The sequence below is a fragment of the Rhodoferax sp. SPJ4 genome, from assembly GCF_058216275.1.
Genome location: NZ_JBYZMN010000001.1, coordinates 1 through 12,464 on the forward strand (window position 1 = coordinate 1; position 12,464 = coordinate 12,464).

The window sequence follows — 12,464 nt, forward strand, 5'->3', positions numbered from 1 at the left end:
AACGTGACCATCACGGTCAAGCTGATCAACCCGATCGCCATGGAAGAAGGCCTGCGCTTCGCCATCCGCGAAGGCGGCAAGACCGTCGGCGCCGGCGTCGTGGCAAAAATCATCGCGTAATGGTTCTGGCGGGGCGGGTGCCAATCCCGCCCTGTGGCATGAAAGAGATGGACTTAGGGGCGTAGCTCAATTGGCAGAGTGTCGGTCTCCAAAACCGAAGGTTGGGGGTTCGAGGCCCTCCGCCCCTGCCACCTGATTCAGGTGGCCTCCAAGCCCGCCACGCAACTGGCGGGCTTATGCGTCTGAAGAGACGTTGAAATTAGCACAGGAATTCCGGCACATATATGGCCACTTCACAAGTTGAAACGGTGAGCGCAGGGGCGGACAAAGCCAAGTTGGGCGCTGCCGTGCTGCTGGTCATCGGCGCGCTGGCGGGTTACTACCTGCTGAGCGCCCAGGGCCCCATCGTCCAGTGGGCGGTGCTGCTGGTGGCTTTGGCGGCGGCGGTGGCGGTGTTCGCCAGTGCCGAGCAGGGCAAACAGCTGCTGGCCTTTGGTCAGGACTCCTGGCGCGAGGTCAAGAAGGTCGTCTGGCCGACCCGTCGCGAGGCGGTGCAGATGACCTTGTACGTGTTTGGCTTCGTGGTGATCATGGCCTTGTTCCTGTGGTTGACCGACAAAACCATTGAATGGTTGTTTTACGACCTGATTCTGGGTTGGAGGAAGTCATGAGCGAAATCGACAGCCTGGTGCCCGAATCGGCGCCTGCCCAGCCTGCGGCCAACCCCGATCTGCGCTGGTACGTGGTCCACGCCTATTCGGGCATGGAAAAAGCCGTGGAGCGCAACATCCTGGAGCGCATCAACCGCGCCGGCATGCAAAGCAAGTTCGGTCGCATTCTGGTCCCCACCGAAGAGGTGGTGGAGATGAAGAACGGCCAGAAGAAAACCACCGAGCGCCGTTTCTTCCCCGGCTATGTGCTGGTCGAGATGGTGATGGACGACGAGTCCTGGCATCTGGTGAAACACACCAACAAGGTCACTGGCTTTGTCGGTGGCGCGAAGAACCGCCCGGCGCCGATTTCTGAAGCCGAAGTGCAGAAGATCGTCAGCCAGATGCAGGAAGGCACCGACAAACCCCGCCACAAGGTGGAGTTCGAGGTGGGTGAGTATGTGCGCGTCAAGGAAGGCCCGTTCACCGACTTCAATGGCACGGTGGAAGACGTCAACTACGAAAAGAACAAGGTCCGCGTGTCGGTGACCATCTTCGGTCGCGCCACGCCGGTCGAGCTCGAATTCGGCCAGGTCGAAAAGACCTGAGCCTTTGAGAAAAGAAACCTGCGCCTTTCGGCTCGGTGCAGGTGGTTTGAAGTGAGCCGTTAACCCCGGGGAGCTGCGGCGAAAGCCAAGGCGTTATCACCCGCAAGGAGAAAAGCATGGCGAAAAAAATCGTCGGTTTTGTCAAGCTGCAAGTGCCAGCAGGCAAGGCCAATCCATCGCCGCCCATCGGTCCCGCTCTGGGCCAGCGCGGTTTGAACATCATGGAATTCTGCAAGGCGTTCAACGCGCAGACCCAGGGCGTTGAGCCGGGCCTGCCGCTGCCGGTGGTGATCACCGCCTACGCCGACAAGAGCTTCACCTTCATCATCAAGACGCCCCCGGCGACCACCTTGATCAAGAAGGCCATCAAGCTCGACAAGGGCTCGCCCACCGCACACAGCGTCAAGGTTGGCAAGATCACCCGAGCCCAGCTCGAGGAAATCGCCAAGACCAAGATGAAAGACATGACCGCGGCCGATCTGGACGCCGCCGTCCGTACCATCGCCGGCTCTGCCCGTTCGATGGGTGTGAACGTGGAGGGTGTGTAAATGGCCAAGCAAACCAAACGCGCGAAGACTTACGCCGGCAAAGTGGACAGCGGCAAGCTGTACGCGCTGAGCGAGGCCCTGGGCCTGGTCAAGGAATGCGCTACCGCCAAGTTTGACGAGTCCATCGACGTGGCCGTGCAGCTCGGCATTGATGCCAAGAAGTCGGACCAGGTCGTGCGTGGCGCCGTCGTGCTGCCCAACGGCACCGGCAAGACCAAGCGCGTCGCCGTGTTCGCCCAAGGCGCCAAGGCCGAAGAAGCCAAGGCCGCCGGTGCCGACATCGTCGGCATGGACGACCTGGCCGCGATGGTCAAGGCCGGTGACATGCCGTTCGACGTGGTGATCGCCGCCCCCGATGCGATGCGCATCGTCGGTACGCTGGGCCAGATCCTGGGCCCGCGTGGCCTGATGCCCAACCCCAAGGTGGGTACCGTGACGCCCGATGTGGCCCAGGCGGTGCGCAACGCCAAGGCCGGTCAGGTCCAGTTCCGCGTCGACAAGGCCGGTATCGTGCACGGCACGATCGGCCGTCGCTCGTTCGACACCGACAAGCTGCAAGGCAACCTGGCCGCGCTGGTGGACGCTTTGGTGAAGGCCAAGCCGGCCTCCAGCAAGGGCGTGTACCTGCGCAAGGTGGCGGTGTCGAGCACGATGGGTGTGGGTGTCCGTGTGGACACGCAGACCATCGCTGGCTGACAACAGAATTCGGGGCCGCTATGAGGCGGTCCTGGGTGTGGTGGGCTGGGGCCGCTTCGGTGGTTCCAGGCCATCCAAGACCGTGGGTGTGCCAACGCACTTAATCGGTGACCCGACAGGCCTCGGCCTGAAAGGCGCCTGCCAACGCAGATGGCGATCCCGCTGCATGAGGAACATGTTCCGAAACAGTTGGTCGCTGCAACGAGGCGTGTGAACCGGCAACCGCCGGTGAGCACATACAAAGGAGTAGACCTTGAGTCTGAATCGCAGTGAGAAGGAAGCGGTCATCACCGAAGTGACCAACCTCGCCGCTCAAGCTCAAACGCTGGTGATGGCGGAGTACCGCGGCATCACGGTCGCCGACATGACCAAACTGCGCTCAACCGCGCGCAGCCAGGGCGTCAGCCTGAGCGTGTTGAAAAACACGCTGGCTCGCCGGGCTGTGACGGGCAGCGCGTTTGACGTGGTGGTAGACCAGATGACCGGCCCGCTGATCTATGGCTTCTCCGTGGACGCTGTGGCCGCCGCCAAGGTGGTGGCCGACTTCGCGAAGACCAACGACAAGTTGGTCATTCGCGGTGGCGCTTACGGTGGCAAGGCCCTGGACGTCAATGGCGTGAAGCAACTGGCCAGCATCCCCCCAAAGGAAGTGCTGATGGCCCAGCTGTGTGGCTTGTTGATGTCGCCAATGTCCCGCACCGCCGTGGTGCTGGGTGCCCTGGCGGCGAAAAAAGGCGAAGGCGCAGAAGCTGCGCCCGAGGCCGTCGCAGCTTGACCGCGCGGCAGTGAACCAACCGATTGAAGGAAATAAACATGGCATTCGATAAAGACGCATTTTTGACCGCGCTGGACAGCATGACGGTCATGGAACTCAACGACCTGGTGAAAGCCATCGAAGAGAAGTTTGGTGTGAGCGCTGCCGCCATGGCCGCTCCCGCTGCTGGCGGTGGCGCTGCCGCCCCGGCCGCCGAAGAGAAGACCGAATTCAACGTTGTGCTGCTGGACTCCGGCGCCAACAAGGTTTCGGTCATCAAGGCCGTGCGCGAAATCACCGGCCTGGGCCTCAAGGAAGCCAAGGACCTTGTGGACGGCGCTCCGAAGAACGTCAAGGAAGGCATCTCCAAGGCCGACGCCGACGCCGCCAAGAAGAAGCTCGAAGAAGCTGGCGCCAAGGTCGAACTCAAGTAATTGGTTCGCCTCTGAAGGCTGGAGCGTCCCGAACACCGTTCGGAGGCCTCCAGCCTTTGGTGCTTCCAGAGCGCACCCAAAAACACCGCTTCCGAGGGTGTTTTTGAGTGTCTTCTGACCCCGACTGCAGAAGATGCCTTGGTCCGGGTGGCGTGCAATGCGCCACCGTCCGCCATGGTTGGTAGTGGCCAACCACCAAGTCCGTTGTCGTGCCCGCACAGCGCCCCAGTCGCCGAAGACCCAGGAACACCACCTTGCCCGGAGATCTCATGGCCCAATCGTCGAGTTACAGTTACACCGAACGCAAACGCATCCGCAAGAGCTTTGGCAGCCGCGACAGCGTGCTCGAAGTGCCCTACCTGCTGCAGATGCAAAAGGACGCTTACACCGCCTTCCTGCAAGCCGACATGGCGCCCAAAAAGCGCACCGCCGAAGGCCTGCAGGCCGCTTTCGAGGCCGCTTTCCCCATCGTCTCGCACAACGGTTTTGTCGAGATGAAGTACCTTGAGTACAACCTCGCCAAGCCGGCCTTTGACGTGCGTGAATGCCAGACCCGTGGCCTGACCTTCGCGTCCGCCGTGCGGGCCAAGGTGCAGCTGATCATTTACGACCGCGAGTCGTCGACGCCGCAGTCCAAGGTGGTCAAGGAAGTCAAGGAACAAGAGGTCTACATGGGCGAAGTGCCCCTGATGACCGACAAGGGCTCTTTCATCATCAACGGCACCGAGCGTGTCATCGTCTCGCAGCTGCACCGCTCGCCGGGCGTGTTCTTCGAACACGACAAGGGCAAGACCCACAGCTCGGGCAAGCTGCTGTTCTCGGCCCGCGTGATTCCTTACCGCGGCTCCTGGCTGGACTTCGAGTTCGACCCCAAGGACATCCTGTACTTCCGCGTTGACCGTCGTCGCAAGATGCCGGTGACGATTCTGCTGAAGGCCATCGGCCTGAACCCGGAATCCATCCTCGCCAACTTCTTCGTCAACGACAGCTTCCGTCTGATGGACAGCGGCGCGCAGATGGAGTTTGTGGCCGAGCGCCTGAAGGGCGAAGTGGCCCGTTTCGACATCACCGACAAGTCGGGCAAGGTGCTGGTCGCCAAGGACAAGCGCATCACCGCCCGCCACACCCGTGAGCTGGAGCAATCGGGCACCACCCACATCAGCGTGCCGGAAGACTTTCTGGTCGGCCGCGTGGTGGCCCGCAACATCGTCGACGGCGACACCGGCGAAATCATCGCCAAGGCCAACGAGGAGCTGACCGACGCGCTGCTGAAGAAGCTGCGCACGGCCGGCGTGACCGAGCTGGCCTGCATTTACACCAACGAACTCGACCAGGGCGCCTACATGTCGCAGACCCTGCGCATCGACGAGACGGTGGACGAGTTCGCTGCCCGCGTGGCCATCTACCGCATGATGCGTCCCGGCGAGCCGCCGACCGAAGACGCAGTGCAGGCCCTGTTCCAGCGCCTGTTCTACAACCCCGACACCTACGACCTGTCGCGCGTCGGCCGGATGAAGTTCAACGCCAAGGTCGGCCGCGACGAATCCACCGGCCCCATGGTGCTGACCAACGAGGACATCCTGGCCGTGGTCAAGATCCTGGTCGATCTGCGCAACGGCCGTGGCGAAGTCGATGACATCGACCACCTGGGCAACCGCCGCGTGCGTTGTGTCGGTGAACTCGCCGAAAACCAGTACCGCACCGGTCTGGCCCGCATCGAGAAGGCCGTCAAGGAGCGTCTGGGCCAGGCCGAGCAAGAGCCGCTGATGCCACACGACCTGATCAACAGCAAGCCGATTTCGGCCGCGTTGAAAGAGTTCTTCGGTGCGTCGCAGCTGAGCCAGTTCATGGACCAGACCAACCCGCTGTCGGAAATCACCCACAAGCGCCGCGTCTCGGCCCTGGGCCCGGGCGGTTTGACCCGCGAACGCGCCGGCTTCGAGGTGCGCGACGTGCACGTGACCCATTACGGCCGCGTCTGCCCGATTGAAACCCCCGAAGGCCCGAACATCGGTCTGATCAACTCGCTGGCCCTGTACGCCCGCCTGAACGAGTACGGTTTCATTGAAACCCCGTACCGCCGTGTGATCGACAGCAAGGTGACGATGCAGATCGACTACCTGTCGGCCATCGAAGAAGGCAAGTACGTCATTGCCCAGGCCAATGCCACGCTGGACAAAGACGGCAAGCTCACCGGTGACCTGGTGTCGGCCCGTGAAAAAGGCGAGTCCATCCTGGTCGGCGCCGAGCGCGTGCAGTACATGGACGTGTCGCCCGCACAGATCGTGTCGGTTGCCGCCTCGCTGGTGCCCTTCCTGGAGCACGATGATGCCAACCGCGCATTGATGGGCGCCAACATGCAGCGCCAGGCCGTGCCGGTGCTGCGTCCCGAGAAGGCCTTTGTTGGCACCGGCATCGAGCGCGTTTCGGCGGTCGACTCCGGCACCGTGGTCACCGCCACCCGTGGCGGTATCGTGGACTATGTCGACGCCACCCGCATCGTGATCCGCGTCAACGACGCCGAAGCGGTGGCCGGTGAGGTCGGTGTGGACATCTACAACCTGATCAAGTACCAGCGTTCCAACCAGAACACCAACATCCACCAGCGTCCCATCGTCCAGAAGGGCGACAAGCTGGCCAAGGGTGACGTGATCGCCGACGGCGCATCGACCGACCTGGGCGAACTGGCCCTGGGCCAGAACATGCTGGTGGCCTTCATGCCCTGGAACGGCTACAACTTCGAAGATTCGATCCTGATCAGCGAGCGCGTGGTGGCCGAAGACCGCTACACCTCGATCCATATCGAAGAGTTGGTGGTGATGGCGCGCGACACCAAGCTGGGCGCCGAAGAAATCACCCGCGACATCCCCAACCTGAGCGAACAGCAGCTGAACCGCCTGGACGAGTCCGGCATCATCTACGTGGGTGCGGAAGTCATGCCCGGCGACACGCTGGTCGGCAAGGTCACGCCCAAGGGTGAAACCACGTTGACGCCCGAAGAGAAGCTGCTGCGTGCCATCTTCGGCGAGAAGGCTTCCGATGTGAAGGACACCTCGCTGCGCGTGGACCAGGGCTCGCAAGGCACCGTGATTGACGTGCAGGTCTTCACACGCGAAGGCATCACCCGCGACAAGCGCGCCCAGCAGATCATTGACGACGAGCTGAAGCGTTTCCGCCAGGACCTGAACGACCAGCTGCGCATCGTCGAGGCCGACTCGTTCGACCGGATCGAGAAGCTGCTGACCGGCAAGGTCGCCAACGGTGGCCCGCAAAAGCTGGCCAAGGGCACCAAGATCGACAAGGCCTACCTGGCCTCGGTGGAGAAGTTCCACTGGTTCGACATTCGCCCGGCCGACGACGAGGTGGCCTCGCAGTTGGAGTCCATCAAGAACTCCATTGAGCAGCAGCGCCACAGCTTCGACCTGGCTTTTGAAGAAAAGCGCAAGAAGCTGACCCAGGGCGACGAGCTGCCCGCCGGCGTGCTGAAGATGGTCAAGGTCTACCTGGCCGTCAAACGCCGCCTGCAGCCCGGCGACAAGATGGCCGGCCGCCACGGCAACAAGGGTGTGGTCTCCAAGATCGTGCCGGTCGAAGACATGCCTTACATGGCTGATGGCACGCCTTGCGACATCGTGCTGAACCCGCTGGGCGTGCCCTCGCGGATGAACGTCGGTCAGGTGCTGGAAGTGCACCTGGGCTGGGCGGGCAAGGGCATTGGCCAGCGCATTGGTGACATGCTGCAGCGCGAAGCCAAGGTGGCCGAGCTGCGCAAGTTCATGGAGCAGCTGTACAACAACTCCGGCCGCAAGGAAGACCTGGCTCAGCTCAGCGACACCCAGGTGCTGGAAATGGCCGCCAACCTGCAGACCGGCGTGCCGTTCGCCACCCCGGTGTTCGACGGTGCCTCGGAAGAAGAAATCCGCGGCATGCTGAAGCTGGCCTACCCGGACGACATCGCCAAGGCCAAGGGCCTGACCGACACCCGCACCCAGGCCAATCTGTTCGACGGCCGCAGCGGTGAGCCCTTCGAGCGTCCGACCACGGTCGGCTACATGCACGTGCTGAAGCTGCACCATTTGGTGGACGACAAGATGCACGCCCGCTCGACCGGCCCGTACAGCCTGGTCACGCAGCAACCGCTGGGCGGCAAGGCCCAGTTCGGTGGCCAGCGCTTCGGCGAAATGGAAGTGTGGGCGCTGGAAGCCTACGGCGCCGCGTACACCCTGCAGGAAATGCTCACCGTCAAGTCCGACGACGTGCAGGGCCGCACCAAGGTCTACGAATCCATCGTCAAGGGCGAGCACGCGATCGAAGCGGGCATGCCCGAATCGTTCAACGTGCTGGTCAAGGAAATCCGCTCGCTGGGCATCGACATCGAGCTGGAACGCTCTTAATTCGCAGGAAAGAACCAGGATTTAACCCATGAAATCACTACTCGACCTGTTCAAGCAATTCACGCCCGATGAGCATTTCGATGCCATCCGCATCGGCATGGCCTCGCCGGAGAAAATCCGTTCCTGGTCGTTCGGCGAAGTGAAGAAGCCGGAAACCATCAACTACCGCACCTTCAAGCCCGAGCGTGACGGCCTGTTCTGCGCCAAGATCTTTGGCCCCATCAAGGACTACGAGTGCCTGTGCGGCAAGTACAAGCGCTTGAAGCACCGCGGCGTGATCTGCGAAAAGTGCGGCGTGGAAGTCACCCAGACCAAGGTGCGCCGCGAACGCATGGGCCACATCGATCTGGCCGCGCCTTGCGCCCACATCTGGTTCCTGAAGTCGCTGCCGTCGCGTCTGGGCCTGGTGCTCGACATGACGCTGCGTGACATCGAACGCGTGCTGTACTTTGAAGCCTACGTCGTCACCGACCCGGGTATGACCCCGCTGAAGAAATTCGCGATCATGACCGAGGACGACTACGAAACCAAGGTGACCGAATACGGTGACGAGTTCACCGCCAAGATGGGCGCCGAAGGCATCAAGGACCTGCTGGAAAGCATCGACATCGACAGCTCCATCGAGAAGCTGCGCAACGACCTGACCGGCTCCGAGATCAAGATCAAGAAGAACGCCAAGCGCCTGAAGGTGCTGGAAGCCTTCAAGAAGTCTGGCATCAAGCCGGGCTGGATGGTCCTGGACGTGCTGCCTGTGCTGCCACCGGACCTGCGTCCGCTGGTGCCGCTGGACGGTGGCCGTTTCGCCACCTCCGACCTGAACGACCTGTACCGCCGCGTCATCAACCGCAACAGCCGTCTGCGCCGTCTGCTGGAACTGAAGGCACCGGAAATCATTGCGCGCAACGAAAAGCGCATGCTGCAGGAAGCCGTGGACAGCTTGCTGGACAACGGCCGCCGTGGCAAGGCCATGACGGGCGCCAACAAGCGCACGCTGAAGTCGCTGGCCGACATGATCAAGGGCAAGAGCGGTCGTTTCCGCCAGAACTTGCTGGGCAAGCGGGTCGATTACTCGGGCCGCTCCGTCATCACCGTGGGCCCGACCCTGAAGCTGCACCAGTGCGGCCTGCCCAAGCTGATGGCGCTGGAACTGTTCAAGCCTTTCATCTTCTCGCGCCTGGAAGCCATGGGCATCGCCACCACCATCAAGGCGGCGAAGAAGGAAGTCGAAAGCGGCACGCCAGTGGTCTGGGACATCCTGGAAGAGGTGATCAAAGAGCACCCGGTGATGCTGAACCGCGCACCCACGCTGCACCGCCTGGGCATCCAGGCCTTTGAGCCCATCCTGATCGAAGGCAAGGCCATCCAGCTGCACCCCCTCGTTTGCGCGGCCTTCAATGCCGACTTCGACGGTGACCAGATGGCTGTGCACGTGCCGCTGTCGGTGGAAGCCCAGATGGAAGCCCGCACGCTGATGCTGGCCTCCAACAACGTGCTGTTCCCGGCCAACGGCGAGCCCTCCATCGTGCCGTCGCAAGACGTGGTGCTGGGCCTGTACTACACCACCCGCGAACGCACCAACGGCAAGGGCGAAGGCCTGGTGTTCTCGGACACCGGCGAAGTCCGCCGCGCGTTCGACGCCGGCGAGGTCGAGCTCAACGCCAAGATCGCGGTGCGCCTGACCGAATGGACCAAGAACAAGGACAGCGGTGAGTTCACGGCGTCGACCAAGCTGTGGGACACCACCGCCGGCCGCGCGCTGCTGAGCGAAATCCTGCCCAAGGGCTTGCCGTTCGCCAACATCAACAAGGCGCTGAAGAAGAAGGAAATCTCCAAGCTCATCAACGTCTCGTTCCGCAAGTGCGGTCTGAAAGAGACCGTGGTGTTTGCCGACAAGCTGCTGCAGAGCGGTTTCCGCCTGGCCACCAAGGCCGGCATCTCCATCTGCATCGACGACATGTTGGTGCCCAAGGAAAAGGGCGCCATCATTGCCCGCGCCCAGAAGGAAGTCAAAGAGATCGAGCAGCAGTATGTCTCCGGTCTGGTGACGGCCGGCGAGCGCTACAACAAGGTGGTGGACATCTGGGGCAAGTCCGGCGACGAAGTGTCCAAGGTGATGATGGCCCAGCTCTCGAAAGAGCGCGTCATCGACCGCCATGGCAAGGAAGTCGAGCAGGAATCGTTCAACTCCATCTACATGATGGCCGACTCCGGCGCCCGCGGTTCCGCGGCGCAGATTCGCCAGGTGGCTGGCATGCGGGGCCTGATGGCCAAGCCCGACGGCTCCATCATCGAAACGCCCATCACGGCCAACTTCCGCGAAGGCCTGAACGTGCTGGAGTACTTCATCTCCACCCACGGTGCCCGTAAGGGTCTGGCCGACACGGCGCTGAAAACTGCCAACTCGGGTTACCTGACCCGTCGTCTGGTGGACGTGACGCAAGACCTGGTGATCACCGAAGACGACTGCGGCACCGCCGACGGCTCGCTGATGCGCGCCATCGTCGAGGGCGGTGAAGTCATCGAATCGCTGCGCGACCGCGTGCTCGGCCGCACCGTGGCCGAAGACGTGCTGCACCCGGAAACCCGTGCCGTGCTGGTGCCGTCTGGCGACATGCTGGACGAAGACATCATCGAGGTGCTGGAAGCCGCTGGCGTGGACGAGATCAAGGTCCGCACCGCGCTGACCTGCGAAACCCGCTTCGGCCTGTGCGCCAAGTGCTATGGCCGTGACCTCGGCCGTGGTGGCCTGGTCAACGGTGGCGAGGCGGTCGGTGTGATCGCCGCGCAGTCGATCGGCGAGCCCGGCACGCAGCTGACCATGCGCACCTTCCACATCGGTGGTGCGGCCTCGCGTGCAGCGGTGGCCTCCAGCGTGGAAGCCAAGTCCAACGGCAGCATCGGCTTCAACGCCACCATGCGCTATGTGACCAACAGCAAGGGCGACCTGGTGGTGATTGCCCGTTCCGGCGAAATCGTCATCCATGACGAAATCGGCCGCGAGCGCGAGCGCCACAAGGTGCCTTACGGCGCCACGCTGGCGGTCAAGGCCGACCAGACCATCAAGGCCGGCACCATCCTGGCCAACTGGGATCCGCTGACCCGACCCATCATCACCGAGTTCGCCGGCCAGACCAAGTTCGAAAACGTCGAAGAAGGTCTGACCGTGGCCAAGCAGGTCGACGAGGTGACCGGTCTGTCCACCCTGGTGGTGATCGATCCCAAGCGCCGCGGCGCTGCCAAGGTCGTCCGTCCCCAGGTCAAACTGATCGACGCCCAGGGCCATGAAGTGAAGATCCCTGGCACCGACCACTCGGTGACCATCGGCTTCCAGGTCGGCGCGCTGATCCAGGTGCGTGACGGTCAGGACGTGGGCCCCGGCGAAGTGCTGGCCCGCATCCCGGTCGAAGGCCAGAAGACGCGCGACATCACCGGCGGTCTGCCGCGGGTGGCCGAGCTGTTCGAAGCCCGCACGCCCAAGGACAAGGGCATCCTGGCCGAAATGACCGGCACCGTGTCGTTCGGCAAGGAAACCAAGGGCAAGATTCGCCTGCAGATCACCGATCCGGAAGGCAAGGTCCACGAGGAACTGGTGCCCAAGGAAAAGAACATCCTGGTGCACGAAGGCCAGGTAGTCAACAAGGGTGAGAGCGTGGTCGACGGTCCGGCCGATCCGCAGGACATCCTGCGCCTGCTGGGCTCGGAAGAGCTGGCCCGCTACATCGTCGACGAAGTGCAGGACGTTTACCGTCTGCAGGGCGTGAAGATCAACGACAAGCACATCGAGGTGATCGTTCGCCAGATGCTGCGTCGCGTGGTGGTCGAGTCGGTGGGTGACTCCGGTTACATCGCCGGTGAGCAGGTCGAGCGTTCGGAGATCCTCAACACCAACGACGCCCTGCGCGCCGAAGGCAAGATCCCCGCCGTCTACAGCAACCTGCTGCTGGGCATCACCAAGGCCTCGCTGTCGACCGATTCGTTCATCTCTGCGGCGTCCTTCCAGGAAACCACCCGCGTGCTGACTGAAGCCGCCATCATGGGCAAGCGCGACGAGCTGCGTGGCCTGAAGGAAAACGTTATCGTCGGCCGCTTGATTCCCGCAGGCACTGGCATGGCATACCACAAGGCCCGCAAGGCCAAGGACCTGATGGACGAGAGCGAACGCCGCGCCATCGCCGACGCCGAAGCCGCCGAACTGGCCGGCGTGTCGCCCGAGCAGGACAGCGAAGCCACCGCCTCCGAGTAAGCGGCTTCCCTTGCCCTGAGGCATTTCGCCCCCGGCCCAGCCCTTGCTGGCCCGGGGGCGTTTTCATTGAACAAAGG

At 62.7% G+C, this 12,464-nt stretch carries 9 protein-coding genes and 1 tRNA gene; all 10 read left to right on the forward strand.

Annotated features, from left to right (window positions below; all coding sequences use genetic code 11):
* The coding region (locus AC4BAR_RS00005; RefSeq protein WP_490627160.1) for an EF-Tu C-terminal domain-related protein at positions 1 to 120 on the forward strand (120 nt) is incomplete at its 5' end.
* A gap of 55 nt (positions 121 to 175) precedes the next feature.
* Positions 176 to 251 (forward strand) — tRNA-Trp (locus AC4BAR_RS00010).
* 93 nt (positions 252 to 344) lie between these two features.
* Positions 345 to 731, forward strand: a complete 387-nt coding sequence (gene secE / locus AC4BAR_RS00015; protein ID WP_490625775.1) for a preprotein translocase subunit SecE — start codon at positions 345 to 347, stop codon at positions 729 to 731.
* A complete protein-coding gene (gene nusG, locus AC4BAR_RS00020) occupies positions 728 to 1,318 on the forward strand; it encodes a transcription termination/antitermination protein NusG (RefSeq protein WP_490625776.1) in 591 nt (196 codons plus the stop codon). The genes secE and nusG overlap by 4 nt, the downstream gene beginning before the upstream one ends.
* Positions 1,319 to 1,434: 116 nt before the next feature.
* The gene (gene rplK, locus AC4BAR_RS00025; RefSeq protein ID WP_490625777.1) at positions 1,435 to 1,866 is read left to right on the forward strand and encodes a 50S ribosomal protein L11; all 432 of its coding nucleotides are present in this window, start codon (positions 1,435 to 1,437) and stop codon (positions 1,864 to 1,866) included.
* Positions 1,867 to 2,562 carry a 50S ribosomal protein L1 gene (rplA, locus tag AC4BAR_RS00030; RefSeq protein WP_490625778.1) on the forward strand — a complete coding sequence of 232 codons (696 nt, stop codon included), beginning with the start codon at positions 1,867 to 1,869 and terminating at the stop codon, positions 2,560 to 2,562.
* 253 nt (positions 2,563 to 2,815) lie between these two features.
* A complete protein-coding gene (gene rplJ, locus AC4BAR_RS00035) occupies positions 2,816 to 3,337 on the forward strand; it encodes a 50S ribosomal protein L10 (protein WP_490625779.1) in 522 nt (173 codons plus the stop codon).
* A 38-nt stretch (positions 3,338 to 3,375) separates the two neighbouring features.
* Positions 3,376 to 3,750, forward strand: coding sequence for a 50S ribosomal protein L7/L12 (rplL, locus tag AC4BAR_RS00040; protein ID WP_490625780.1), 375 nt, complete (start codon positions 3,376 to 3,378; stop codon positions 3,748 to 3,750).
* Positions 3,751 to 4,019: 269 nt separating this feature from the next.
* Positions 4,020 to 8,144, forward strand: coding sequence for a DNA-directed RNA polymerase subunit beta (gene rpoB, locus AC4BAR_RS00045; RefSeq protein ID WP_490625781.1), 4,125 nt, complete (start codon positions 4,020 to 4,022; stop codon positions 8,142 to 8,144).
* A gap of 28 nt (positions 8,145 to 8,172) precedes the next feature.
* Positions 8,173 to 12,387 (forward strand): DNA-directed RNA polymerase subunit beta', encoded by a 4,215-nt coding sequence (rpoC, locus tag AC4BAR_RS00050; RefSeq protein WP_490625782.1) that lies wholly within the window; start codon positions 8,173 to 8,175, stop codon positions 12,385 to 12,387.
* The last annotated feature ends 77 nt before the right edge of the window (positions 12,388 to 12,464 follow it).

Excerpts from the sequence above, each read along its gene's own strand:
- secE (WP_490625775.1), top strand. The coding sequence starts at position 345 with ATGGCCACTTCACAAGTTGAAACGGTGAGCGCAGGGGCGGACAAAGCC.
- nusG (WP_490625776.1), top strand. The coding sequence starts at position 728 with ATGAGCGAAATCGACAGCCTGGTGCCCGAATCGGCGCCTGCCCAGCCT.
- rplK (WP_490625777.1), top strand. The coding sequence starts at position 1,435 with ATGGCGAAAAAAATCGTCGGTTTTGTCAAGCTGCAAGTGCCAGCAGGC.
- rplA (WP_490625778.1), top strand. The coding sequence starts at position 1,867 with ATGGCCAAGCAAACCAAACGCGCGAAGACTTACGCCGGCAAAGTGGAC.
- rplL (WP_490625780.1), top strand. The coding sequence starts at position 3,376 with ATGGCATTCGATAAAGACGCATTTTTGACCGCGCTGGACAGCATGACG.
- rpoB (WP_490625781.1), top strand. The coding sequence starts at position 4,020 with ATGGCCCAATCGTCGAGTTACAGTTACACCGAACGCAAACGCATCCGC.
- rpoC (WP_490625782.1), top strand. The coding sequence starts at position 8,173 with ATGAAATCACTACTCGACCTGTTCAAGCAATTCACGCCCGATGAGCAT.